Source organism: uncultured Pluralibacter sp. (assembly GCF_913775985.1).
Lineage (GTDB): Bacteria > Pseudomonadota > Gammaproteobacteria > Enterobacterales > Enterobacteriaceae > Pluralibacter.
In genome coordinates this window covers 1-26,236 of the sequence record NZ_CAJYMB010000133.1, presented here as the reverse complement: position 1 = coordinate 26,236, position 26,236 = coordinate 1, and the positions used below count along the sequence as shown (strand labels likewise).

General features: G+C 56.1%; 22 protein-coding genes and 1 riboswitch. Of the genes, 6 read left to right on the top strand and 16 right to left on the bottom strand.

Annotation, left to right across the window (positions count from 1 at the left end):
* Positions 1 to 579 precede the first annotated feature (579 nt).
* The gene (gene purH, locus QZ766_RS16540) at positions 580 to 2,169 is read left to right on the top strand and encodes a bifunctional phosphoribosylaminoimidazolecarboxamide formyltransferase/IMP cyclohydrolase (RefSeq protein ID WP_297203851.1); all 1,590 of its coding nucleotides are present in this window, start codon (positions 580 to 582) and stop codon (positions 2,167 to 2,169) included.
* Positions 2,170 to 2,187: 18 nt separating this feature from the next.
* Complete coding sequence (purD, locus tag QZ766_RS16535) at positions 2,188 to 3,468, top strand: phosphoribosylamine--glycine ligase (protein WP_159377819.1); 1,281 nt, start codon at positions 2,188 to 2,190, stop codon at positions 3,466 to 3,468.
* Between the two features lie 28 nt (positions 3,469 to 3,496).
* Here the strand turns inward: purD and QZ766_RS16530 are convergent, their stop codons facing one another.
* The 6 genes from QZ766_RS16530 to nudC all read right to left on the bottom strand — a co-directional run bounded on the left by QZ766_RS16530 (position 3,497) and on the right by nudC (position 7,896).
* A complete protein-coding gene (locus QZ766_RS16530) occupies positions 3,497 to 4,162 on the bottom strand; it encodes a DUF1481 domain-containing protein (RefSeq protein WP_150059787.1) in 666 nt (221 codons plus the stop codon).
* 68 nt (positions 4,163 to 4,230) lie between these two features.
* A complete protein-coding gene (hupA, locus tag QZ766_RS16525; protein ID WP_006121511.1) occupies positions 4,231 to 4,503 on the bottom strand; it encodes a nucleoid-associated protein HU-alpha in 273 nt (90 codons plus the stop codon).
* A gap of 188 nt (positions 4,504 to 4,691) precedes the next feature.
* Positions 4,692 to 5,282, bottom strand: coding sequence for a YjaG family protein (locus QZ766_RS16520; protein ID WP_058758906.1), 591 nt, complete (start codon positions 5,280 to 5,282; stop codon positions 4,692 to 4,694).
* A gap of 62 nt (positions 5,283 to 5,344) precedes the next feature.
* On the bottom strand, positions 5,345 to 6,013 hold the full coding sequence (gene nfi / locus QZ766_RS16515) for a deoxyribonuclease V (RefSeq protein ID WP_058758905.1): 669 nt from the start codon (positions 6,011 to 6,013) through the stop codon (positions 5,345 to 5,347).
* A gap of 2 nt (positions 6,014 to 6,015) precedes the next feature.
* A complete protein-coding gene (gene hemE, locus QZ766_RS16510; RefSeq protein ID WP_132467026.1) occupies positions 6,016 to 7,083 on the bottom strand; it encodes a uroporphyrinogen decarboxylase in 1,068 nt (355 codons plus the stop codon).
* Positions 7,084 to 7,122: 39 nt separating this feature from the next.
* Positions 7,123 to 7,896 carry an NAD(+) diphosphatase gene (nudC, locus tag QZ766_RS16505; protein ID WP_021508198.1) on the bottom strand — a complete coding sequence of 258 codons (774 nt, stop codon included), beginning with the start codon at positions 7,894 to 7,896 and terminating at the stop codon, positions 7,123 to 7,125.
* 88 nt (positions 7,897 to 7,984) lie between these two features.
* On the opposite strand from nudC, the gene QZ766_RS16500 reads away from it, so the two are divergent.
* The 3 genes from QZ766_RS16500 (at position 7,985) to thiE (ending at position 11,394) form a co-directional block, all read left to right on the top strand.
* Entirely contained in the window at positions 7,985 to 8,491 is a 507-nt protein-coding gene (locus tag QZ766_RS16500; protein ID WP_021508199.1) for an Rsd/AlgQ family anti-sigma factor, read from the top strand.
* 151 nt (positions 8,492 to 8,642) lie between these two features.
* Positions 8,643 to 8,743: riboswitch (TPP riboswitch) on the top strand.
* A 90-nt stretch (positions 8,744 to 8,833) separates the two neighbouring features.
* A complete protein-coding gene (gene thiC, locus QZ766_RS16495) occupies positions 8,834 to 10,756 on the top strand; it encodes a phosphomethylpyrimidine synthase ThiC (RefSeq protein ID WP_088517690.1) in 1,923 nt (640 codons plus the stop codon).
* Positions 10,756 to 11,394 carry a thiamine phosphate synthase gene (gene thiE, locus QZ766_RS16490; RefSeq protein WP_297203853.1) on the top strand — a complete coding sequence of 213 codons (639 nt, stop codon included), beginning with the start codon at positions 10,756 to 10,758 and terminating at the stop codon, positions 11,392 to 11,394. Before thiC ends, thiE begins: the two co-directional genes overlap by 1 nt.
* A 171-nt stretch (positions 11,395 to 11,565) precedes the next feature.
* Here thiE and QZ766_RS16485 read toward each other — a convergent pair whose 3' ends face one another.
* Complete coding sequence (locus QZ766_RS16485; RefSeq protein WP_211725630.1) at positions 11,566 to 13,020, bottom strand: PLP-dependent aminotransferase family protein; 1,455 nt, start codon at positions 13,018 to 13,020, stop codon at positions 11,566 to 11,568.
* 175 nt (positions 13,021 to 13,195) lie between these two features.
* Between QZ766_RS16485 and QZ766_RS16480 the strand changes: the two genes are divergently transcribed.
* Positions 13,196 to 13,381, top strand: a complete 186-nt coding sequence (locus tag QZ766_RS16480) for a DUF1127 domain-containing protein (RefSeq protein ID WP_021508203.1) — start codon at positions 13,196 to 13,198, stop codon at positions 13,379 to 13,381.
* 66 nt (positions 13,382 to 13,447) lie between these two features.
* Here the strand turns inward: QZ766_RS16480 and rpoC are convergent, their stop codons facing one another.
* From rpoC to QZ766_RS16435, 9 genes are all read right to left on the bottom strand, one after another.
* Positions 13,448 to 17,671, bottom strand: a complete 4,224-nt coding sequence (gene rpoC / locus QZ766_RS16475) for a DNA-directed RNA polymerase subunit beta' (protein WP_021508204.1) — start codon at positions 17,669 to 17,671, stop codon at positions 13,448 to 13,450.
* Between the two features lie 72 nt (positions 17,672 to 17,743).
* Positions 17,744 to 21,772 (bottom strand): DNA-directed RNA polymerase subunit beta, encoded by a 4,029-nt coding sequence (gene rpoB, locus QZ766_RS16470; RefSeq protein WP_021508205.1) that lies wholly within the window; start codon positions 21,770 to 21,772, stop codon positions 17,744 to 17,746.
* 326 nt (positions 21,773 to 22,098) lie between these two features.
* Positions 22,099 to 22,464 carry a 50S ribosomal protein L7/L12 gene (gene rplL, locus QZ766_RS16465; protein ID WP_021508206.1) on the bottom strand — a complete coding sequence of 122 codons (366 nt, stop codon included), beginning with the start codon at positions 22,462 to 22,464 and terminating at the stop codon, positions 22,099 to 22,101.
* 66 nt (positions 22,465 to 22,530) lie between these two features.
* Positions 22,531 to 23,028 carry a 50S ribosomal protein L10 gene (gene rplJ, locus QZ766_RS16460; protein ID WP_021508207.1) on the bottom strand — a complete coding sequence of 166 codons (498 nt, stop codon included), beginning with the start codon at positions 23,026 to 23,028 and terminating at the stop codon, positions 22,531 to 22,533.
* A 347-nt stretch (positions 23,029 to 23,375) separates the two neighbouring features.
* The gene (gene rplA / locus QZ766_RS16455) at positions 23,376 to 24,080 is read right to left on the bottom strand and encodes a 50S ribosomal protein L1 (protein WP_021508208.1); all 705 of its coding nucleotides are present in this window, start codon (positions 24,078 to 24,080) and stop codon (positions 23,376 to 23,378) included.
* A 3-nt stretch (positions 24,081 to 24,083) separates the two neighbouring features.
* Positions 24,084 to 24,512, bottom strand: coding sequence for a 50S ribosomal protein L11 (rplK, locus tag QZ766_RS16450; RefSeq protein WP_013507401.1), 429 nt, complete (start codon positions 24,510 to 24,512; stop codon positions 24,084 to 24,086).
* Positions 24,513 to 24,659: 147 nt separating this feature from the next.
* Complete coding sequence (nusG, locus tag QZ766_RS16445; protein ID WP_010616908.1) at positions 24,660 to 25,205, bottom strand: transcription termination/antitermination protein NusG; 546 nt, start codon at positions 25,203 to 25,205, stop codon at positions 24,660 to 24,662.
* A 1-nt stretch (position 25,206) separates the two neighbouring features.
* On the bottom strand, positions 25,207 to 25,590 hold the full coding sequence (secE, locus tag QZ766_RS16440; protein ID WP_021508209.1) for a preprotein translocase subunit SecE: 384 nt from the start codon (positions 25,588 to 25,590) through the stop codon (positions 25,207 to 25,209).
* A 227-nt stretch (positions 25,591 to 25,817) separates the two neighbouring features.
* Positions 25,818 to 26,236, bottom strand: a 419-nt coding sequence (locus QZ766_RS16435) for an EF-Tu/IF-2/RF-3 family GTPase (RefSeq protein ID WP_346303604.1), incomplete at its 5' end; no start/stop codon positions are given.

Genomic DNA, 26,236 nt, shown 5'->3' with positions numbered 1-26,236 from the left:
TCGTAATGAATTACGTGTTCACTCAGCAAAGACTTGATATTTTTTACGTCCGGAGACGCTGATATCAATCCTGCGAGTGCCCACACAGATTGTCTGATAAATTGTTAAAGAGCGGTGCGACGCGGCGTTCAGCCTGCTGTCGCGAGGTGGCGTATATTACGCTTTCCTCCTTCAGAGTCAAACACTTTTTTCAGCGTTTTTCTCCGGCGGAAGTTCTTAACGAAGCTTCCTCTCTACACCGCATTCCGTAAGTCGTTGTGCCGTGTCGATGGAGGCGCATTATAGGGAGTTGTTCGGCACGCGCAACCGCTAAATTCAATAAAAACAATCGTTCGCTGCATTCCACAGCAAAACCCCGCCTTATACCCGGTTACACACAAAGTTATCCACATCTGCAGCCGGTAATAAATTTAGGCGAGCATCGCGCAAACGTTTTCGCTACAATGCCCCGCGACGTCAAGGATGCCCCTTTTGGGGCGTTACCTGAGGTAAATGTTCTCTTCTATATATAGAAAGAGAAAGTTAAGCCTGATGTAACGCTCTTATTTACGCGAAACAAAGCCAAGGGATAAAACCACCATGCAACAACGTCGTCCTGTACGCCGCGCTCTGCTCAGTGTCTCTGACAAAGCCGGTATCCTCGAATTTGCTCAGGCCCTCTCCCATCGTGGTGTTGAGCTGCTCTCCACAGGTGGCACTGCGCGCCTGCTGGCAGATGCCGGCCTGCCCGTCACGGAAGTTTCTGACTACACCGGTTTCCCGGAAATGATGGATGGACGCGTCAAAACGCTGCACCCCAAAGTGCACGGTGGCATTCTGGGCCGTCGCGGTACCGATGATGTCATCATGGCCGAGCACGCCATCAATCCTATCGACATGGTGGTGGTGAACCTCTATCCCTTTGCCCAGACCGTGGCGAAAGCCGACTGCAGCCTGGAAGATGCCGTTGAGAACATTGATATCGGCGGCCCCACCATGGTGCGCTCGGCAGCCAAGAACCACAAAGACGTGGCAATCGTGGTGAAGAGCAGTGACTACGACGCGATCATCGCGGAGCTCGATGCCAACGAAAACTCCCTGACGCTGGAAACCCGTTTCGATCTGGCCATCAAAGCCTTTGAACACACCGCCGCTTACGACAGCATGATTGCCAACTACTTTGGCAGCCTGGTACCGGCCTATCACGGCGAAAGCACCGCGCCGGCCGGCCGCTTCCCGCGCACCCTGAACCTCAACTTTATTAAAAAGCAGGATATGCGTTACGGCGAGAACAGCCATCAGGACGCTGCTTTCTATATTGAAGAGCAAGTCAGCGAAGCGTCGGTCGCCACCGCACAGCAGCTGCAGGGCAAGGCGCTGTCCTACAACAATATTGCCGATACCGATGCGGCACTGGAGTGCGTCAAGGAGTTCAGCGAGCCAGCCTGTGTTATCGTCAAGCACGCTAACCCATGCGGCGTCGCCGCAGGCGATTCAATTCTTGCCGCCTACGAGCGCGCTTACAAAACCGATCCGACCTCGGCGTTCGGCGGCATCATCGCCTTTAATCGCGAGCTGGATGAAGCGACCGCGCAGGCGATCATCAGCCGTCAGTTCGTGGAAGTCATTATTGCGCCATCGGCCAGTGAAGCGGCACTGCGCGTGACCGCAGCCAAACAGAACGTCCGCGTTCTGGTGTGCGGTCAGTGGCAGAGCCGTGTGGCCGGTCTCGACTTCAAACGCGTCAACGGTGGCCTGCTGGTTCAGGATCGCGATCTCGGTATGGTCGATGCCAGCCAGCTGCGCGTTGTCAGCCAACGTCAGCCGACCGAACAGGAACTGCGTGACGCGCTGTTCTGCTGGAAAGTGGCGAAGTTCGTTAAATCCAACGCCATTGTGTATGCACGCGACAACATGACGATCGGTATTGGCGCGGGCCAGATGAGCCGCGTTTACTCTGCCAAAATTGCCGGCATCAAAGCCGCTGACGAAGGACTGGAGGTGAAGGGTTCCGCCATGGCTTCCGACGCCTTCTTCCCGTTCCGCGATGGCATTGATGCTGCGGCGGCAGTGGGCATCACCTGTGTGATCCAGCCGGGCGGTTCCATCCGCGATGATGAAGTGATTGCTGCCGCCGACGAGCACGGCATCGCAATGATCTTCACTGACATGCGTCATTTCCGCCATTAATAGCCTGGAGCCGTAACGATGAAAATTTTAGTGATTGGTAATGGTGGACGTGAACACGCGCTGGCGTGGAAAGCAGCACAGTCGCCGCTGGCAGAAACCGTATTTGTTGCGCCAGGCAACGCCGGTACCGCGCTGGAGCCGGCCCTGCAGAACGTGGCCATCAGCGCCACCGATATTCCGGCACTGCTGGCGTTTGCGCAGCAGGAAAACATCGACCTGACCATCGTCGGACCGGAAGCGCCGCTGGTGATTGGCGTAGTCGATGCGTTTCGCGCTGCCGGCCTGAAAATCTTTGGCCCGACGCAGGCGGCCGCGCAGCTGGAGGGCTCAAAAGCCTTCACCAAAGATTTCCTTGCCCGCCAGCAGATCCCGACGGCGGAATACCAGAACTTCACCGAGGTGGAACCCGCGCTGGCTTACCTGCGTGAGAAAGGCGCGCCGATCGTCATCAAAGCGGACGGTCTGGCCGCGGGTAAAGGCGTCATCGTCGCCATGACGCTGGCCGAAGCCGAAGCGGCAGTACAGGACATGCTGGCCGGCAATGCATTTGGCGACGCAGGTCACCGCATCGTCATCGAAGAGTTTCTTGATGGTGAAGAAGCCAGCTTCATCGTGATGGTGGACGGCGATAACGTCCTGCCGATGGCCACCAGCCAGGATCACAAACGTGTTGGCGACGGCGACACCGGCCCGAACACCGGTGGCATGGGCGCTTACTCACCGGCACCGGTAGTGACCGATGAGATCCACCAGCGCGTGATGGATCAGATCATCTGGCCAACCGTCAACGGCATGAAAGCGGAAGGTAACACCTACACCGGTTTCCTGTATGCCGGTCTGATGATCGACAAAGCCGGTCAGCCGAAGGTGATCGAATTCAACTGCCGCTTCGGCGATCCGGAAACGCAGCCGATCATGCTGCGCCTGCAGTCGGATCTGGTCGCGCTGTGCCTCGCCGCCGTCGACGGCAAGCTCAATGAGCAGCAGTCACAGTGGGATCCGCGCCCGTCGCTCGGCGTGGTGCTGGCCGCAGGCGGTTATCCGGGCGACTACAACACGGGCGATCAGATCCACGGTCTGCCGCTGGAAGACGTACCGGACGGGAAGGTATTCCATGCCGGCACCACCCTGAAAGATGACCTGGTGGTGACCAGCGGCGGTCGCGTACTGTGCGTGACTGCGCTGGGTGAAGATGTGGCGGCAGCGCAGAAGAATGCCTACGCGCTGGCACAGCACATCTCATGGAACGGCAGCTTCTGCCGTAATGATATCGGTTACCGCGCGATTAACCGCAAGTAAGCCCCCGGCGGCGGCCAGCTGGTCGCCGCTAAAAATCAGCCTCTTTCGGCTGCCAGCGGCACTCATCTTCCGGCGTGGCACGCAGCAGTTGAATCCCCTCTGGCGCTTCCAGCCACGACAGGGTAATCGGCTGTTGCTGCCCCTGCTGTTGTCGATACAGCGTCGCCAGCGTGTCGCGATCGAACGCCACATTCACCTGCTGCCCCTCACAGTCACGGACCTGCGTACCGCCCTGCCAGTGCCCCTGCCGCAACAGTACCCGACCACTCAGCAGTGCATTGCTCTGCGCCAGCATGCGCTGCGCGTCAAACCGGTACAGCTCGACGCTGTCGGCGCTGACGGCTTCACGCCGGCCAGCCAGCTGTCGCTGCATAAAATTGAGGTTGCCCTGATGGTCGAAACGCAGGGTTACGTCGTCCGGCTGCTGGCCAGTGACGTGCCGTTCCACGCTCAGCAGTTTATCCGCCTGCCAGATATAGTCGGTAGTTTCCCGGCTATCGCCATTGAAAGGGGTGTAGACAGTACGCAGATGGACGGCTTCGTGGTCGCCGTTTTTACGCCAGATTCGCACCGTGCCACGGTCAGACAGATAGCCGCTGGCGGTGAAAGCCGGAAGATCGGGAGTGGCACTGCAGCCGGTGAGTAATACCCCGAGGAGGATGGCGCAGAGGCGCTGAGAAGAGATGTTCAGCATAGCAGGCCCCGGTAACAAAAAGGGGCGAAATCGCCCCTCTTTTAAAGCTAAACCGCGATGCGGAAAACTTACTTAACAGCGTCTTTCAGTGCTTTACCAGAGACGAACGCTGGCACGTTAGCTGCAGCGATTTTGATCTCTTTGCCAGTCTGCGGGTTGCGACCGGTACGCTCAGCGCGGTGGTTCACTTTAAAAGTACCAAAACCAACCAGTTGTACAGCATCACCTTCTTTCAGAGACTCAGTGATCGCAGCCAGGGTAGATTCCAGCGCAGCTTTAGCCTGGGTTTTAGACAGGTCCGCTTTCTCTGCGATCACATCAATCAGTTGAGTCTTGTTCATAAGTTATCCTTAAAGTGTATTTATCGCTTGCTAAGCAACGAGTGCGAGGGAAAAGCCATATTCTGGCACTCTTCAGCCTGCACGCACCGATAGCCACAATTTTCAGCCCCCCAAATGTAGACCAGACAGGGGGCTGATGTGAAGCCTCCAGGCGCGGTAATTCGGGCCTGAAGTCACGTTTTCTCGCCTTATTGCTGAAAATTTATACCGATGTTACTGATTCCGGCTTCACGCAGGTCTGCACGTAGTCCTTTGATTAGCTCCAGGTCCCGTTCTTCGCACTCTGCCAGCAGGCGAAAAATCTCCCACTGCAGGTCCCATTCGTCAATTACCGCCTGGTTGTCACGCAGCTCTTCGTCGCTCATTTCGCGACCGGCCTGGGTCATTTCAAGGATGGCCACGGTGGTGATCGACGTGCGGCTGACTTCGATGGCGTGCTCCAGCGTTTCACCGCTCAGCTGCGCGTGCAGGAGTTCACTCAGCGCCACGCAGGCGTCAATCGCCGGGTGCACGCCATAAACGTCAAAGTCGTCACCGTTTGGGATCGCCGCTTCCAGTTTCTCCAGCTGGCTGTCGAAATTGATTTTGGCATCCTTCACCGTCAGGCTTTCCCACACCAGGTCGAGAATGCGGCGATAGAGCTGCGGATCGGCAAACTCGGTCTGCTGACAGAAGGCCCAGTAATTGGGGAACATCCGCTCGCACAGACAGGCCATAAAGGTCATGTGCTGCCAGCTTTCCAGCTTCGCCAGACGCAAATGGACGGGGTTCTGTAACATCAAACTTACTCTCGGTAGATTAGCTGGCGGCAGTGTACCGCAAAAGCCGCACACAAACAGCGTTAGCGCGCATTTTGCCACTTCACAAAAGCGGGACGGCCAGACGCTACGGCATCAGCCCAGCGCGTTGGCTCCGGCAAGCGGTAGCCGGCCATGCAGGCCTCAACCCAGTGCAGTGCGCTGTCGAGGCTGACGCGGTGGCCGGTTGAGACAAACAGCGGGTTGCAGCGCGTCTTGCTGCGCCACACCCAGGCAATCTGCTCGCCTTTATCCATCAGCGGCTGACGACTGCCCGGTGCCGTATCCAGCTCAGCGAAACGGCCGCACAGGCGCTTTTTCGCTACGCCGATGGTCGGCACATCCAGCAGCGAGCCGAAATGCGCGGCAACGCCCAGCCGGCGCGGATGAGAGATGCCATGGCCGTCGACGAACAGCAGGTCGGGCCGCTGCGACAATTGCTGCCACGCCGCCTGCAGGGCTGGAATTTCGCGAAACGAGAGAAAACCGGGGATATAAGGCATGGTGGTCGCGACACGCGCGATGCGATGCTCCACCAGCGTTAATGAAGGGTATTCGAGGATCACCAGGGCGGCGCGCGTTACCTCGCCGCCCTGTTCAAAACCAACATCGGCGCCGCCAATGAAGCGCGGCGGCAGTACGTCAAAATCATCCTGCCGCACCACGCTGGCGGCGAGCTGTACCTGTTGCTGTCGTAGTGCGGCTAAATCCATGCTTATCCCTGATGATATGGTCGTGATAGCCGATGCACCGCCTCCACAAACGCGCCAGCGTGCTCTGGCGGAACATCCTGATGAATCCCGTGACCGAGGTTGAAGACGTGACCTTCGCCTGCGCCAAAGCCTTCCAGAATCCCCGCCACTTCCTGCTCAATTCGTGCAGGGGGTGCATACAGCATAGACGGATCCATGTTGCCCTGCAGCGCGACCTTATCGCCCACGCGGCGCCGCGCTTCGCCAATATCGGTGGTCCAGTCAAGGCCCAGCGCATCACAGCCGGTGGCGGCCATCTCTTCCAGCCACTGGCCGCCGCCCTTGGTAAACAGGGTGATGGGCACGCGTCTTCCTTCGTTCTCATGCAGTACGCTGTCGACGATTTTGTGCATGTAATAGAGCGAGAACTCGCGATAGTCGCGCCCGGTCAGCACGCCGCCCCAGGTATCAAACACCATCACCGACTGCGCACCCGCTTTAATCTGCGCGTTGAGGTAAAGGATCACGCTCTCTGCCAGCTTATCCAGCAGCGCGTGCAGCGTCTGCGGCTCGGCGTACATCATCTTCTTGATTTTGGTGAAAGCCTTGCTGCTGCCGCCTTCTACCATGTAGGTTGCCAGCGTCCATGGGCTGCCGGAGAAACCGATCAGCGGCACTTCGCCTTTGAGGTTGTGACGGATGGTGCGCACCGCATTCATCACGTAACCCAGCTCCTGCTCCGGATCCGGCACCGGCAGTTTATCCACATCGGCACGACAGGTGATTGGATGGGAGAAACGCGGGCCTTCGCCGGTCTCAAAGTAGAGCCCCAGGCCCATCGCATCCGGAATGGTGAGGATATCGCTGAAGAGGATCGCGGCATCCAGCGCATAGCGGCGCAGCGGCTGCAGGGTGACTTCGCATGCCAGCTCCGCGTTCTTACACAGCGACATAAAATCACCGGCCTCAGCGCGCGTGGCTTTGTATTCCGGCAGGTAACGCCCGGCTTGTCGCATCATCCATACCGGGGTGATATCCACCGGCTGGCGTAACAGGGCGCGCAGATAACGATCGTTCTTCAGTTCACTCATAATGGGCTCTCTCATGCTAAGGCCGGCAGTGTAGCATTTTCACGCCGCGCTGGCGCGACACAGCGCAACCGTATCTTCAATCAGCCGGCGCGCCACGGTGCCCGGCGGCGGCAACAGGGGCAGATCGTCGTAGCGATACCAGCCAGCATCCAGCAGCTCTTTACCATCGTGCTGCAGCTCGCCGCCATCGTACTCCGCCATGAACGCCATCATCAGCGAGTGCGGGAACGGCCACGGCTGCGAGGTCACGTAACGCACATTTTTTACCCGCACGTTACTCTCTTCCATCACCTCGCGGGCCACCGCCTGCTCCAGCGTTTCGCCGACTTCGACAAAACCGGCCAGCACGGTGTAGATGCTGTTGCGATGGCGCGCATGGTTTGCCAGCAGGATCTCCTCACCGCGACGAATCGCCACAATGATGCAGGGGGCGATTTGCGGATAGTAGCGCTCCCGGCAGTGGCTGCACAGGCAGGCAAATTCGCGCTTGCTGTGCTGCATTTCATGGCCGCAATAGCCGCACCAGCGATGCGAACGGTAGAACTCTGCCAGCTGCACGCCGCGCCCGGCGAGCTGAAACAGACCGACATCTTCGTCAATCAGCTGGCGCACCGAGGCCATATTGTCCGGACGCGCTTCGCATACCAGCCAGACGTTTTCGCCCTGCCACTCGCCAATCACTCTGCCGCTGCTGCCGGTCAGGCCAAACTCGCCGGATAAGCCATGCGGCAACTCGCCTTGCGGCAACCAAAGTTTCTGCGCAGAGCTGACAATCCACCAGCCAGCGTCTACGCTTGAGATCTCACGTTGCATCTTAATCGTTGTCCTTAGCGTCAAATGGCACGCTGAAATCCTGATGTTAAGTGTGTAATAAACAACTATAACTCACCTGGAGCCCCGTATGCTTACCCAGTTAGATAACCTGACCGAGCGTGTAGGTGGCGGTAATGAATTAGTCGACTCATGGTTGCGCGCCCGTCGACAGCTGCTCGTCACCTATTACGAGTTAATTGGCATGAAGCCGAACAAAGAAGCGCTGACCGCGCTGGATGAACAGGCGCTGGATGCGTTTTGCCATCGTCTGGTGGACTATCTCTCTACCGGCCACTTCAGCGTTTACGAGCGCATCATCAGCGAGATGTCCGGCGACAGCCCGATGATTGCGGCAGCGCAGATCTATCCGGCGCTGGAAGGCAATACTGAACGGCTGATGCAACTGTATGACAGCCATCTGCAGCAGGCCATTAATGACGACAACTGCGTGGATTTCCAGCAGGCGCTGTCAGAAGTGGGCGAAGCGCTGGAGTCACGCTTTACGCTGGAAGACAAACTGATTCAGCTCGCCTGGGATAACCAGCTGGCGCGCCCGCCGGTGGCCAATGACAGCACCATTGCTCGTCCGGCCTGAACCGCTGCAGTTGTAAAAGACTTGTTATTCAGGAAAAGCCCTTTTATGCTGAATGGGCTTTTTTATTGTCTTTTTAACGACAATCCACAATCAAACTTTGCGATATAAGCGCAGCGTGCAGCAGTCAGTAAAGTCGCTTATCGCGTAAAACGTAAACTTGTCGGAGTGCCCTTAGGGGCTGAGACCGTTAATTCGGGATCCGCGGAACCTGATCAGGTTAGTACCTGCGAAGGGAACAAGAGTAGATGTGATCAGCACGGTGCAGTCAGGCGCCCGCACCGTTTCTGTTACTCCTTCCGGACTCCGGACAAGCAGCTTCCCCTTGTTTTCAGGAAACTTGCTATGTCTGATGCTAAAACCTCACGTCGTGAACAACGCGCGCAGGCGCAAAAATTTATCGATTCGCTCCAGGGAACCGCCTTCCCTAACTCAAAACGTATCTGGATCAGCGGCAGCCGCGCGGATATCCGCGTCCCGATGCGCGAAATTCAGCTCAGCCCGACGCACACCGGCGGCAGCAAAGATCATCCGCAATACGCAGAAAATGAACCGGTGCCGGTGTATGACACCGCCGGTGCCTATGGCGATCCCCACGCGACCATCAACGTGCATCAGGGTCTGGCAAAATTGCGCGCCGGCTGGATCGCCGAACGCAACGACAGCGAAACCATCAGCGCACTCAGCTCAAGCTACAGTCAGCAGCGGCTGGCAGATGACGGGCTGGATCATCTGCGTTTTGAACACCTGCCGCAGCCGCGCCGGGCCAAAGCGGGTCGCCGCGTCACGCAGCTGCACTATGCGCGTCAGGGCATTATCACGCCGGAGATGGAGTTCATCGCGCTGCGCGAAAACATGGGACGTGAGCGTATCCGCAGTGCAACGCTGTTGCAGCAGCACGCCGGCCACGGCTTTGGCGCGCAGCTGCCGGAGAATATCAGCGCCGAATTTGTGCGCGCTGAAGTGGCCAGCGGCCGCGCCATCATTCCTGCCAACATCAATCATCCGGAATCGGAGCCGATGATTATCGGCCGCAATTTTCTGGTGAAGGTCAACGCCAACATCGGCAACTCGGCGGTAAGTTCGTCGATTGAAGAGGAAGTGGAAAAACTGGTGTGGGCCACGCGCTGGGGGGCAGATACCGTGATGGATCTGTCGACCGGCCGCTATATCCATGAAACGCGCGAGTGGATTTTGCGCAACAGTCCGGTGCCGATCGGCACGGTGCCAATCTATCAGGCGCTGGAAAAGGTCAACGGCATCGCAGAAGATCTTAACTGGGACATTTTCCGCGATACCCTGCTGGAACAGGCTGAGCAGGGTGTTGATTACTTCACCATTCACGCGGGCGTGCTGCTGCGCTATGTGCCGATGACTGCACAACGGCTGACCGGCATCGTGTCGCGCGGCGGCTCAATCATGGCGAAGTGGTGTCTGTCACATCATCAGGAAAACTTCCTCTACCAGCATTTCCGCGAAATCTGTGAAATCTGCGCCGCCTATGATGTGGCGCTGTCTCTCGGTGATGGTTTACGCCCCGGCTCGATTCAGGACGCCAACGACGAAGCCCAGTTTGCCGAACTGCGTACCTTAGGCGAGCTGACGCAAATCGCCTGGCAATATGATGTGCAGGTCATGATTGAAGGCCCCGGTCACGTGCCGATGCAGATGATCCGCCGCAATATGACCGAGCAGCTGGAACACTGCCATGAAGCGCCGTTTTATACGCTGGGCCCGCTGACGACCGATATCGCGCCGGGCTACGATCATTTCACCTCCGGGATTGGCGCCGCCATGATCGGCTGGTTTGGCTGCGCGATGCTGTGCTACGTCACGCCGAAAGAGCACCTTGGCCTGCCGAATAAAGAGGATGTTAAGCAGGGGCTGATTACCTACAAGATCGCCGCGCACGCTGCCGATCTGGCTAAAGGCCATCCCGGCGCACAGATCCGCGACAACGCCATGTCGAAAGCTCGCTTCGAGTTCCGCTGGGAAGATCAGTTTAATCTGGCGCTCGATCCGCATACCGCGCGGGCCTATCACGACGAAACCCTGCCGCAGGAATCCGGCAAAGTGGCCCACTTCTGTTCCATGTGCGGCCCCAAATTCTGTTCAATGAAAATCACCCAGGAAGTGCGCGAATTTGCCGCCCGCCAGCAGGCGGAAGCCCAGCCGATAGCGCTGGGGATGGCGCAAATGTCCGATGCCTTCCGTAGCCGTGGCGGCGAGCTGTATCACGCCGCCGATGCCCTTAAAGAGGAAAAATGATGACTGAAGCCTTCCCTGCCACCGCGCCAAAACTGGGGCTCTATCCGGTTGTCGACAGCGTGTTGTGGATTGAACGCCTGCTGGCAGCCGGCGTGCGCACCCTCCAGCTGCGCATCAAAGATGGCGATGATCGCCAGATTGAAGCCGCGGTACGCGATGCCATCGCCCTGGGCAAACAGTACGGCGCGCGGCTGTTTATCAACGATTACTGGCGTTTAGCGATTAAGTACAACGCCTATGGTGTGCATCTTGGTCAGGAAGATCTGGATGTGGCCGACCTGAACGCTATCCGCCACGCCGGCTTACGCCTGGGTCTGTCGACACACGATGACGCCGAGCTGGATCGCGCACTGGCGCTGCGTCCGTCCTATATTGCGCTCGGCCACATCTTTCCGACACAAACCAAAGAGATGCCCTCTGCGCCGCAGGGCATTGCCGAGCTGAAGCGCCATCTGGCGCGGCTACAGCATATTCCCACCGTGGCGATTGGCGGCATTTCGCTGGCACGCGTGCCGGAGGTGCTGGCGACTGGCGTCGGCAGCATTGCCGTGGTCAGCGCGATTACCCAGGCGGAAGACTGGCAGGCGGCCACCCGCCAGCTGCTGGCGCTGGTAGAATCCCCAGAGCATGTCGCATAAGCGTTGTAACTGACTGCAACGGCGCTAAAAATCCGCGAATACGGCGCGCAAACGGCAGCAGTCAGGGCTGGCGCGACCGGGGACAAGCGCTAAAGTGAGCCTGCCCGCTGTCGCTTGCAGCGGGCCAGGGCTGGCTTCCCCGACTCTCTGTCCGGCCCTGCCTTTCCACCGTTATTCTGTCAGGGAGGTGATATGGCGCGTTTCCGCACTGCAGGCCTGCATGGCACGCTCCACGGCTGCGCCGAGGCTGGCAATCGCCTGCTCGGTTTGCTCATTCATTGGCAGACCATAATTGAGGCGCAGACAGTTGCGATATTTACCCGCCGCCGAAAACAGCGAACCGACCGCCACCTGGATTTTCAGCTCCCGCAGCTCCGCATTCAGCCGCACCGCATCGAAGGCTTCCGGCAGCTCAATCCACATCAGGAAACTGCCCTGCGGCCGCGAGACGCAAATGCCGCAGGGAAAATAGTGGCGCACCCAGCAACTAAACGTCTCATAGTTACGCTGATACACCTGACGCATGCGGCGCAAATGCGGCAGGTAATGGCCCTGACGAATAAACTCTGCGACCGCATACTGCGGCTGCGTTGCCGTCGAACCGGTGCCAATATATTTCATGTGCAGTACGCGATCGCGATAGCGTCCCGGCGCGACCCAGCCCACGCGCAAGCCGGGCGCCAGGGTTTTGGAAAACGAGCTGCACAGCAGCACGCGGCCATCCATATCCAGCGATTTGATGGTGATCGGACGCGGATACTCCCACGCCAGCTCGCCATAGACATCATCCTCAATGATTGCCGCGTCAAAGCGCTGCGCCAGCGTCAGCAGCGCGCGCTTACGCGTTTCCGGCATGATAAATCCGAGCGGATTATTGCAGTTGGGTACCACCACCACCGCTTTGATTGGCCACTGCTCAAACGCCAGCTCCAGCGCCTCAAGGCTGATCCCGCTGACCGCATCGGTAGGGATTTCAATGGCGCGAATGCCCAGACCGCGCAGTGTCTGCATGGTGCCGTGAAACGCTGGCGACTCGACGGCAATGATATCGCCTGGCTCGCACACGGCGCGAATCGACACCGACAGCGCTTCATGGCAACCGGTAGTGATGACAATATCTTCCGCCGTCAGCTGACAGCCGCTGTCAATTGTCAGCCGCGCAATCTGCTCGCGCAGCGCTGCCACGCCGAGCAGGCTGTCATAGTTGAGCTGATCAATATCCTGCTTCTGCGCCATGCGGCCCATGATTTTCCACAGCGGCTTGAGCGTCGGCTGGGTCAGGTCCGGCATGCCGCTGCCCAGCTGCAGCACGTCGCCATTAATGCGGCTGCTCAGCAGCTCCAGCACCGATTCCCACTGGGTGATCTCAACCGGACGCTGTACGGGTCGGGTCATTGCGGGAACCGGCGGCGTGGCTTTACGGGTAGCGACAAAATAGCCGGAACGCGGCTGCGGCACGATAAGCTGCTTCTCTTCCAGCAGATGATAAGCCTGCTGCACGGTACTGATGCTGACGCCGTGCTCAATGCTGAGCGTACGCACCGAGGGCAAGCGTTCGCCGCTGCGATACAGCCCCTGCTCAATACGGTCTGAAAGCAGACAGGCCAGATGTTGATAGCGCGTCATTGTGTGCCTCGCTGCGTTAACGGTGATCAAAAATCAGTACAGATGACGCCTATTTCTACCATTCAGATCGGTACGGGCGCAATCTGTATGTTAAAGATAAGTGATTTTTGAATCTGTATTGAATTCGCCATCAGAGGGAAAATGTTGTTCAGACATCATACTGAGGGCTGGGATAATGGAATTCGATCAGAACCGGGCGGCAAAACCGTTCAGCGTGACCTTACTCGATATCTTCCGTGGCGGCGTGCGCGCGATAAAACGCTGGCATGCCAGACGGGAAACGCGGGAGATTCTTTCGCACCTGAGTGATGCGCAGCTGCGTGACATCGGGCTGACGCGTCAGGATATCAATCAGAAATAACGCGGATTTCAGACGAAAAAAAACCCTGCCGAGGCAGGGTTTTTTCATGGTCAGCAGAGCAGACGATTATTCGTCGTCGCTACCGCCCAGACCGGCGTTCAGCAGCTCAGCGAGGCTGGCAGAGGCTTCATCCGCAGTTACCTGCGGTGCAACCGGTGCTTCACCCGCCTGACGGCGACGCATACGATCCTGGTGGTAAGCATAACCGGTACCGGCCGGGATCAGACGACCCACGATAACGTTCTCTTTCAGGCCGCGCAGTTCGTCGCGCTTGCCTGCTACTGCTGCTTCGGTCAGGACACGGGTGGTCTCCTGGAACGATGCCGCAGAGATGAACGATTCGGTTGCCAGCGAGGCTTTGGTGATACCCAGCAGGTCACGCATGTACGTCGCGCCGATTTTGCCGTTCGCTTCCAGATCGCGGTTGGAGATCTTGATACGAGAGACTTCCGCCTGCTCGCCTTCCAGGAACTCCGAGCTACCCGCGTTCATGATGGTTGCTTTACGCAGCATCTGACGCACGATGACTTCGATGTGCTTATCGTTAATCTTAACGCCCTGCAGGCGGTAAACTTCCTGCACTTCGTTAGTGATGTAACGGGTCACAGCATGGACGCCACGCAGACGCAGGATGTCGTGCGGAGACTCTGGGCCGTCGGATACGACGTCACCACGTTCTACACGTTCACCTTCGAATACGTTGAGCTGACGCCATTTCGGAATCATCTCTTCATACGGATCGCTACCGTCAACCGGGGTGATCACCAGACGACGCTTGCCTTTGGTCTCTTTACCGAAGGAGATGATACCGCTGATCTCCGCCAGGATAGCTGGCTCTTTCGGACGACGCGCTTCGAACAGGTCGGCAACGCGTGGCAGACCACCGGTGATGTCCTTGGTACCGCCAGATTCCTGCGGAACACGCGCCAGGGTATCACCCGAGCTGATCTTCACGCCATCTTCCAGCTGCACAATCGCTTTACCTGGCAGGAAGTACTGTGCCGGCATGTCGGTGCCCGGGATCAATACGTCGTTGCCGTTGGCATCAACGATTTTCAGTGCCGGACGCAGGTCTTTACCGCCCGCAGTACGCTCTGCAGAATCCAGTACCACCAGCGATGACAGACCAGTGAGGTCGTCAGTCTGACGGGTAATGGTCTGACCGTCGATCATGTCGGTGAAGCGGATGAAACCGCCCACTTCGGTGATAACCGGCATGGTGTGTGGATCCCAGTTTGCAACGGTTTCGCCCGCGGCAACCTGCTCGCCATCACCTTTCGCCATGACCGCACCGTAAGGCACTTTATAGCTCTCTTTGGTACGACCGAACTCGTCGATCATCTTCAGCTCAACGTTACGCGAGACGATAACCAGTTTCCCGGAGGAGTTGGTTACTGACTTGGCGTTGGTCAGCTTGATAGTACCTTTGTTCTTCACCTGAATGCTGGATTCAGCTGCCGCACGCGATGCCGCACCACCGATGTGGAAGGTACGCATGGTCAGCTGGGTACCCGGCTCACCGATGGACTGTGCTGCGATAACGCCGATGGCCTCACCTTTGTTGATGATGTGACCACGTGCCAGATCGCGACCGTAGCAGTGTGCACACACACCGAAGTCGGTTTCACAGCTCACCACGGAACGCACTTTAATTGCGTCCACGGAGTTCAGTTCAACCACGTCACACCAGTGCTCATCGATCAGGGTGTTACGCGGGATCAGGATGTCCGCAGTGCCCGGCTTCAGCACGTCTTCTGCCGTCACACGACCCAGTACACGCTCACGCAGCGGCTCTTTAACGTCGCCACCTTCGATGACCGGAGTCATCATGATGCCTTCGAATGTGCCACAGTCGTCTTCGGTGACTACCAGGTCCTGCGCCACGTCAACCAGACGACGGGTCAGGTAACCGGAGTTCGCCGTTTTCAGTGCGGTATCGGCCAGACCTTTACGCGCACCGTGGGTCGAGATGAAGTACTGGAGTACGTTCAGACCTTCACGGAAGTTCGCGGTGATCGGCGTCTCGATGATGGAGCCATCTGGCTTCGCCATCAGACCACGCATACCTGCCAGCTGACGAATCTGTGCCGCAGAACCACGCGCACCGGAGTCGGCCATCATGTAGATGCTGTTGAACGAAACCTGCTGCTCTTCTTCGCCGTGACGGTTGATCACGGTTTCGGTCTGCAGGTTATCCATCATCGCTTTGGATACGCGTTCGTTAGCCGCAGCCCAGATATCGATGACTTTGTTATAACGTTCGCCCGCGGTAACCAGACCAGACTGGAACTGCTCCTGGATCTCGGCCACTTCCGCTTCGGCTTCTGCAATGATTTCTGCTTTCTTGGCAGGAATCACCATGTCGTCGATACCGACTGAGGCACCTGAACGGGCTGCATAGGCAAAGCCGGTGTACATGGTCTGGTCAGCAAAGATAACGGTCGGCTTCAGGCCCAGGATGCGGTAACAGGTGTTCAGCATCTTAGAGATCGCTTTCTTACCCAGCGCCTGGTTGACGATGGAGTAAGGCAAACCTTTCGGTACGATCATCCACAGGATCGCACGACCAATGGTGGTGTCGATCAGGCTGGTTTTCGCAACGAGCTCTTCCTGCTCATTTTTGCTGTATTCAGTGATACGCACTTTAACGCGTGCATGCAGCTCGGCCTGGCCAGCGCGGTAAACACGCTCAGCTTCTTTCGGGCCGGTCAGTACCATGCCTTCGCCTTTGGCGTTCACTTTGTCACGGGTCATGTAGTACAGACCCAGAACAACGTCCTGTGAAGGAACGATGATTGGCTCGCCGTTCGCTGGAGACAGAATGTTGTTGGTAGACATCATCAGCGCACGCGCTTCCAGCTGGGCTTCCAGCGTCAGCGGTACGTGAACAGCCATCTGGTCACCATCGAAGTCGGCGTTATACGCCGCACACACCAGCGGGTGCAGCTGGATCGCTTTACCTTCGATCAGAACCGGTTCAAACGCCTGGATACCCAGACGGTGCAGGGTTGGTGCACGGTTCAGCAGTACCGGGTGTTCGCGAATCACTTCATCTAGGATATCCCAGACCACCGCTTCTTCGCGCTCAACCATTTTCTTGGCCGCTTTAATGGTGGTCGCGAGGCCACGCAGTTCCAGCTTGCCGTAGATGAACGGTTTGAACAGTTCCAGTGCCATTTTCTTCGGCAGACCGCACTGATGCAGACGCAGGTATGGACCGACGGTGATAACCGAACGACCGGAGTAGTCAACACGTTTACCCAGCAGGTTCTGACGGAAACGACCCTGCTTACCTTTGATCATGTCGGCCAAAGATTTCAGAGGACGTTTGTTAGAGCCGGTGATGGCACGACCGCGACGGCCGTTATCCAGCAGGGCATCTACCGCTTCCTGCAGCATACGTTTTTCGTTACGTACGATGATATCTGGCGCAGCCAGATCCAGCAGACGCTTCAGACGGTTGTTACGGTTGATCACGCGACGATACAGATCGTTCAGATCCGACGTAGCGAAACGACCGCCGTCCAGCGGTACCAGCGGACGCAGATCTGGCGGCAGCACCGGCAGAACGGTCAGGATCATCCACTCTGGCTTGTTGCCAGACTGCACGAACGCTTCCAGCAGCTTAATACGCTTGGTCAGCTTTTTACGTTTGGTCTCAGAGTTGGTTTCGTTCAGCTCTTCACGCAGCTGCTCGCACTCCTGCTCCAGATCCATATTTTTCAGCAGCGCCTGGATAGCTTCCGCACCCATCTTCGCGTCGAATTCGTCACCGAACTCTTCCAGCGCGTCAAGGTACTGCTCTTCGGTCAGAATCTGACGTTTTTCCAGGTTGGTCATGCCGCCTTCGACCACAACATAAGATTCGAAGTACAGCACGCGCTCGATGTCACGCAGCGGCATATCCAGCAGCAAACCGATGCGGGACGGCAGTGATTTCAGGAACCAGATGTGCGCGGTCGGCGAAGCCAGCTCGATGTGGCCCATACGCTCACGACGCACTTTGGTCTGCGTGACTTCAACGCCACACTTCTCACAGATCACGCCACGGTGTTTCAGACGCTTGTACTTACCGCACAGGCATTCGTAATCTTTTACCGGTCCGAAAATACGGGCACAGAAAAGACCGTCACGCTCCGGCTTGAAGGTACGGTAGTTAATGGTTTCCGGCTTTTTAACTTCACCGAAAGACCAGGAACGGATCATGTCTGGCGAGGCCAGCGCAATTTTGATCGCATCAAACTCTTCGGTTTTAGTTTGCGCTTTCAGAAACTTAAGTAAGTCTTTCACGGATTAGCTCCCGTCGGAGTGGAACTCTCAGGGACGCGCCAGGCGCGTCCCATAACCAGTACTTGCGAGTGCTTACTCGTCTTCCAGCTCGATGTTGATACCCAGCGAGCGAATCTCTTTCAACAGTACGTTGAAGGATTCCGGCATGCCCGGTTCCATCTGATGGTTGCCGTCAACGATGTTTTTATACATCTTGGTACGACCGTTGACGTCATCAGACTTAACGGTAAGCATTTCCTGCAGGGTATACGCGGCACCGTATGCTTCCAGTGCCCACACTTCCATCTCACCGAAGCGCTGACCACCGAACTGCGCCTTACCACCCAGCGGCTGCTGCGTAACCAGGCTGTAAGAGCCGGTAGAACGGGCGTGCATCTTGTCGTCGACCAGGTGGTTCAGTTTCAGCATGTACATGTAACCTACGGTTACCTGACGCTCAAACTGCTCACCGGTACGGCCGTCGAACAGGGTGATCTGACCGGAAGAAGGCAGACCGCCGAGCTGCAGCAGCTCTTTGATTTCGCTCTCTTTCGCACCGTCGAACACTGGCGTCGCGATTGGCATACCTTTTTTCAGGTTCTCTGCCAGACGCAGCACTTCGTCGTCCGAGAAGGTGTTCAGGTCAACTTTCTGACGCACATCGGTGCCCAGATCGTAAGCACGCTGGATAAACTCACGCAGTTTGGCGACTTCTTCCTGCTTCTTCAGCATCGCATTGATCTTCTCACCAATGCCTTTCGCCGCCATACCCAGGTGGGTTTCCAGAATCTGACCGATGTTCATACGCGATGGTACGCCCAGCGGGTTCAGTACGATGTCGACCGGCGTACCGTTCTCATCGTATGGCATGTCTTCGATTGGGTTGATCTTCGAGATAACACCTTTGTTACCGTGACGACCCGCCATTTTGTCACCAGGCTGAATCTGACGCTTAACGGCCAGATACACCTTGACGATTTTCAGCACGCCCGGTGCCAGATCGTCGCCCTGGGTGATCTTGCGACGCTTCGCTTCGAGTTTCTTCTCAAACTCGTGCTTCAGCTCGTCATACTGCTCAGCCAGCTGCTCCAGCGCGTTCTGCTTCTCTTCGTCGGTCAGACCGAGTTCCAGCCAGCGCTCACGTGGCAGCTTGTCCAGTTTCTCCGCTTCCACGCCACCTGAAATCAGGACGGCCTGGATACGGCTGAACAGGCCCGCTTCGAGGATCTGCAGTTCTTCAGACAGGTCTTTTTTCGCCTGCTTCAGCTGCATCTCTTCGATTTCCAGCGCGCGCTTGTCTTTTTCTACGCCATCGCGGGTGAAGACCTGTACGTCGATAACCGTACCGGAAACGCCGTTTGGCACGCGCAGTGACGAGTCTTTCACGTCAGAGGCTTTTTCACCGAAGATCGCACGCAGCAGTTTCTCTTCTGGCGTCAGCTGGGTTTCACCTTTCGGCGTCACCTTGCCTACCAGAATGTCGCCACCGGTCACTTCCGCACCGATATACACGATGCCGGATTCATCCAGTTTGGAGAGCGCAGCTTCACCCACGTTCGGGATGTCAGCGGTGATCTCTTCCGGCCCCAGTTTGGTGTCACGCGACACGCAAGCCAGTTCCTGAATGTGGATGGTGGTGAAACGGTCTTCCTGTACTACACGCTCAGAAACGAGGATGGAGTCTTCGAAGTTGTAACCGTTCCATGGCATGAACGCCACGCGCATGTTCTGACCCAGCGCCAGCTCACCGAGGTCGGTAGACGGGCCGTCAGCCAGCACGTCGCCACGCTCGATAGGTTCACCCAGAGAAACACACGGCATCTGGTTGATGCAGGTGTTCTGGTTAGAACGGGTGTACTTGGTCAGGTTGTAGATGTCGATACCTGCTTCGCCCGGATACATCTCGTCTTCGTTAACTTTGATAACGATACGTGACGCATCGACGTACTGCACGGTACCACCACGTTTCGCGACAGCAGTTACACCGGAGTCGACCGCAACAGCACGTTCCATACCGGTACCAACCAGCGGCTTGTCAGCACGCAGGGTAGGTACAGCCTGACGTTGCATGTTCGCACCCATCAGGGCGCGGTTAGCATCATCGTGCTCCAGGAACGGGATCAGTGACGCACCGACAGAAACCACCTGCTGGGTGGAAACGTCCATGTAGTCAACCTGATCGCGGCTGAACAGGCTCGATTCACCTTTGCTACGGCAGGTGACGAGATCGTCAACAAAGCTGCCGTCATCGGCGAGGTTGGTGTTCGCCTGAGCGATAACGTAGTTACCCTCTTCGATAGCAGAGAGGTAATGAATTTCATCACTCACTTTACCGTCAACCACGCGGCGGTACGGCGTTTCGAGGAAGCCGTATTCGTTAGTCTGCGCGTAAACAGAGAGTGAGTTGATCAGACCGATGTTCGGACCTTCCGGGGTTTCGATTGGACATACGCGACCGTAGTGAGTCGGGTGTACGTCACGCACTTCGAAGCCGGCGCGTTCACGGGTCAGACCGCCTGGGCCCAGAGCAGAGATACGACGTTTGTGCGTAATCTCAGACAGCGGGTTGTTCTGGTCCATAAACTGGGACAGCTGGCTGGAACCAAAGAACTCTTTCACCGCGGCCGAAATTGGCTTGGCGTTGATCATGTCCTGTGGCATCAGCGTGTCGAGGTCGCCCAGAGACAGACGCTCTTTCACAGCGCGCTCTACACGCACCAGGCCAACGCGGAACTGGTTTTCCGCCATTTCGCCGACCGAACGGATACGACGGTTGCCGAGGTGGTCGATATCATCCACTTCGCCAATACCGTTACGGATACCGATGAGCTTCTTCATCACTTCGATGATGTCGTCTTTGCTCAGGATACCGGAACCTTCGATCTCGTCACGCAGCAGAGAACGGTTGAACTTCATGCGGCCAACGGCCGACAGATCGTAACGATCTTCAGAGAAGAACAGGTTCTCGAACAGGTTTTCTGCGGCTTCACGCGTTGGCGGCTCGCCAGGACGCATCATGCGGTAAATCTCAACCAGCGCGCTCAGGCGGTCGTTGGTTGGGTCAACGCGCAGCGTCTCAGAAATGTACGGGCCGTGATCCAGGTCGTTGGTGAACAGGGTTTCGATGCGCTTGTGACCGGACTGGCTCAGTTTCGCCAGCAGATCCAGTGACAGCTCCATGTTCGCCGGCACGATCAGCTCACCGGTGTTCAGATCGATGTAATCTTTCGCGACCACTTTGCCCGCGATGTACTCGACCGGCACTTCGATGTGCTGAATGTTGTCTTTTTCCAGCTGACGGATGTGGCGCGCAGTGATGCGACGACCTTTCTCAACGTAGACCGTGCCGTTGGCTTCGATATCGAAGGAGGCGGTTTCACCACGCAGGCGCTCAGGCACCAGTTCCATCTGCAGCTTGTTGTCGCGGATTTCAAACACCACTTTTTCGAAGAACAGATCAAGAATCTGCTCAGTGGTGTAATCCAGCGCGCGCAGGATGATACTGGCCGGCAGCTTACGACGACGGTCAATACGGACGAACAGGTTGTCTTTCGGGTCAAACTCAAAGTCGAGCCATGAACCGCGGTAAGGGATAATACGTGCGTTATACAGCACTTTACCGGAAGAGTGCGTTTTACCCTTATCGCTGTCAAAGAATACGCCAGGACTACGATGCAGCTGAGAAACGATAACACGCTCAGTACCGTTGATGACAAAGGTACCGTTGTCGGTCATGAGCGGAATTTCGCCCATGTACACTTCTTGTTCTTTGATGTCTTTGACGGTGCCTTCCGGCGCTTCGCGCTCGTAGATCACCAGACGCAGTTTAACGCGCAGCGGTGCGGAATACGTCACGCCACGGATCTGACATTCTGTCACGTCAAACACCGGCTCACCCAGACGGTAGCTGACATACTGCAACTCAGAGTTGCCGCTGTAGCTCGCGATTGGGAACACGGAACGGAAGGCTGCTTCCAGACCGTACTGGCCTTCTGGATCTTGCTCGATAAACTTCTGGAACGAGTCAAGCTGGATAGAAAGGAGATAAGGCACATCCAGTACTTGTGGACGTTTACCAAAATCCTTACGAATACGTTTTTTCTCGGTATAGGAGTAAACCATAGGGTTCCTCAGCTAGCTGACAAGTCGACCCACGCTGTCCGTCCTGAAGGGACAGTTCATGCAACACTATTTTGTTTTTCATGCGATGCGCGGCACCCCATGCAATACATCTTTCTATCACTCTTAAATCATTTCATCGCCGTTGCGCAGGCAGGGAACCTTCACAGGAAAGCGGTATATTAAGTCGTCGATAGAAAAAGATATTGAAGAGGAACAATGGACAAACAGTGCGAAACGCCATCATTCCCCTGTAGCGCAAAAAGGCTGGTGACCAAAAAGTCACCAGCCATCAGTCTGTTTACGCAGACTGCAACCCGAGGGTTGTCTTACTTAACTTCAACTTCAGCGCCAGCTTCTTTCAGAGCAGCTTCAAGTGCAGCTGCGTCGTCTTTGCTGATGCCTTCTTTGATTGCAGCTGGAGCAGCTTCAACCAGGTCTTTAGCTTCTTTCAGGCCCAGACCAGTTGCGCCACGAACGGCTTTGATTACAGCAACTTTGTTCGCGCCAGCAGCTTTCAGGATAACGTCGAATTCAGTTTTCTCTTCAACAGCTTCAGCCGGGCCAGCAGCAACAGCTACAGCAGCAGCAGCAGAAACGCCGAATTTTTCTTCCATAGCAGAAACCAGCTCAACTACTTCCATTACGGACATAGCTGCAACGGCTTCCAGGATTTGATCTTTAGTGATAGACATGACAATTGTTCCTAAGAATCAGTAAAAGTTTATACGTTAGCAAGTACGAAGAAAAAGAATCTGGCCTTAAGCCGCTTCTTTCGCGTCGCGAACAGCAGCCAGAGTGCGGACCAGCTTGCCAGCAGCAGCTTCTTTCATGGTCGACATCAGACGTGCCAGTGCTTCTTCGTAAGTCGGCAGCGTTGCCAGACGGTCAATTTGTGCCGCCGGGATCAGCTCACCTTCAAAGGCTGCAGCTTTGACCTCAAAGTTTGCATTCGCTTTCGCGAACTCTTTGAACAGACGAGCAGCAGCGCCCGGGTGTTCCATAGAGTATGCAATCAGGGTCGGACCAACAAACGTGTCTTTCAGGCACTCGAATGGAGTACCTTCAACGACGCGGCGCAGCAGGGTGTTACGAACAACACGCATGTAGACGCCAGCTTCACGACCTGCTTTACGCAGTTCAGTCATTTTATCAACGGTAACGCCACGGGAATCCGCAACAACCGCTGAAAGCGCGCCTTTGGCTACTTCGCTAACTTCAGCAACAATTGCTTGTTTGCCTTGAAGATTTAATGCCATTAGCTTTGCTCCTGGATTTGACCGGGAAAATTTCCCGGAACTCACTTCACTTACACACCCGAAGGCCGTAAGCGCGTTACACGGTGAGCAGAATCCAGTGAAGAAAAAATTCTTTTTGGTTCTGTCACCGTCTACGCAGGATATTAAGCATCACTTCCAAAGAGGTTCTGCTCCTGCGGTCTTGGACGGAGGCCAGGATCAGGCCTGGCTCCAACCGTAGTCGCTGAATGACAAGGTGTTTAGACCTGTGCACTCCGCGACTATGAATTTGGGTTCTGAATTGACGGATCAACCAGAACAACGGGCGTAAGATTCTAGATGAATTTTTCGCCCGTTACAAGCAGCAATTAGTTTGCTGCTGCGTTCAGACCAGCCTGGTCAACGGCAACGCCGGCGCCCATGGTGGTAGAGATGCTGACTTTCTTGATGTACACGCCTTTCGCCTGAGCAGGTTTAGCTTTTTTCAGCGCAACCAGCAGAGATTCCAGGTTTTCTTTCAGTTTGTCAGCATCGAAGTCCACTTTACCGATGGTGGTGTGGATGATGCCGTTTTTGTCGTTACGGTAACGAACCTGACCCGCTTTAGCGTTTTTCACAGCTTCAGCAACGTTAGGAGTTACGGTACCAACTTTCGGGTTTGGCATCAGACCACGTGGGCCCAGAACCTGGCCCAGCTGGCCAACAACGCGCATTGCATCCGGAGAAGCAATAACAACGTCAAAGTTCATTTCGCCTTTCTTGATCTGATCAGCCAGGTCTTCCATACCTACCAGCTCAGCGCCAGCTGCTTTAGCAGCTTCAGCGTTTGCGCCCTGGGTAAAGACGGCAACACGTACTGAACGACCAGTACCGTGTGGCAGAACGGTCGCGCCGCGCACGTTCTGGTCAGATTTACGTGCATCGATGCCGAGGTTAACAGCAACGTCCACGCTCTCTACGAATTTAGCGGTAGCCAGTTCTTTCAGCAGAGCAACAGCTTCGTTGATGTCATACTGTTTAGTCGCATCAACTTTGTCACGGATCACGCGCATGCGCTTGGTCAGCTTAGCCATTTCTTAGTCCTCCACTACCAGGCCCATGGAACGAGCAGTACCTTCGATAGAGCGAGTCATCGCTTCTACGTCAGCACCAGTCATGTCCGCAGCTTTGGTTTCTGCGATTTCACGTACCTGAGCACGAGTTACTTTACCGACTTTATCTTTGTTCGGCTTACCAGAACCAGACTTGATGCCTGCTGCTTTTTTCAGCAGAACGGCAGCCGGAGGCGTTTTGGTAACGAAGGTGAAAGAACGGTCGCTGTATACGGTGATAACTACTGGAGTCGGCAGACCCTTTTCCAGTGATTCTGTTTTGGCGTTGAACGCTTTACAGAATTCCATGATGTTAACACCCTGCTGACCCAGAGCCGGACCAACTGGTGGGCTCGGGTTAGCCATACCAGCTGCAACCTGCAGCTTGACGTAGGCTTGTACTTTCTTGGCCATGATATTTCCTCTATTGGGTATAGCGCCTGGCGAACAGGCTCCCCGTGATAACCATTTATACGCTATTGCCAGCGCATAAAAACAAAAGGCGCGAAATTATAGGTAAATTTCGCGCCTTCCGCAAGAGCTAAAAAGTGAACAAAAGGCTTAGCCTTTCTCCACCTGAGCAAAGTCGAGTTCAACCGGCGTTGCACGGCCGAAGATAGAAACAGAAACCTTCAGGCGGCTCTTCTCGTAATCCACTTCTTCGACCACACCGTTGAAGTCGGCAAACGGGCCGTCGTTGACACGCACCATCTCGCCTGGTTCGAACAGCGTTTTCGGACGCGGCTTATCACCCACCTGCTGCAGGCGGTTCATGATCGCATCCACTTCTTTATCACTGATCGGTGCCGGACGGTCAGAGGTACCACCAATGAAGCCCATTACACGCGGTACACTGCGCACTAAGTGCCAGCTGGCGTCATTCATCACCATCTGGACCAGTACGTAACCAGGGAAGAATTTGCGTTCGCTTTTGCGACGCTGGCCGCCACGGATTTCCACGACTTCTTCAGTCGGCACCATGACTTCGCCAAACAGTTCTTCCATGTTGTGCAGTTTGATATGCTCTTGCAGCGACTTGGCTACGCGGGCTTCAAAACCGGAAAACGCCTGAACGACGTACCAGCGTTTTTTTGGAGCTTCAGACATCTCAGAACCTCAGGCCAGTGATAAACGATACCAGACGGACCAGAATACCATCCAGCCCCCACAAAATCAGTGACATCACGGCAGTGACCGCGGCAACGATTAACGTGGTGTGCAATGTTTCCTGGCGAGTTGGCCAGATGACCTTACGCATTTCGGTTCTTGCTTCACGTGCAAAAGCCACGGTTGCTTTGCCTTTGGTGGTCAGCAACGCAATGCCGCCCGCCGCAGCGATCAACACCACGACAGCCAGCGCGCGTAAAGGCAGTGTCACATCGCGATACAGGTAGTTACCGACGATTGCTACCAGCAGCAATGCGATCACAACTACCCACTTTACCGCTTCCAGGCCGCGCCCGCTCCCTTGAGCTTCGGTATTCGCACTCATAAACCAACCTGCCACAATAATTCAGAAACTATTCTGCCCCGCAGAGCGAGGCATCCAAACCGAATGCGCTTTTGGGCATAACTCGGTATCCAGCGCCGTAATACAGAGCCTGTCTCAGCAATGATTATGATCGAAAATCACTGATGAGCCAGGTTCTGGTTAACAGCGTACAAAAAGGGCATCAAATGATGCCCTTTCCGTGTGCATTGCGTCAAATATTATCGCTATTACGCGATAACTTTAGCAACAACGCCCGCGCCAACGGTACGGCCGCCTTCGCGGATTGCGAAGCGCAGACCTTCGTCCATTGCGATTGGATGGATCAGGGTAACAACCATTTTGATGTTGTCGCCTGGCATTACCATCTCAACGCCTTCTGGCAGCTCTACTGAACCGGTTACGTCAGTGGTACGGAAGTAGAACTGTGGACGGTAGCCTTTGAAGAACGGAGTATGACGGCCGCCTTCGTCTTTAGACAGAACGTAAACTTCTGACTCGAACTGGGTGTGTGGCTTGATAGTGCCTGGCTTAGCCAGAACCTGACCACGCTGGATCTCTTCACGCTTGATACCGCGCAGCAGAACACCACAGTTCTCGCCTGCCTGACCCTGGTCCAGCAGTTTGCGGAACATTTCAACACCGGTAC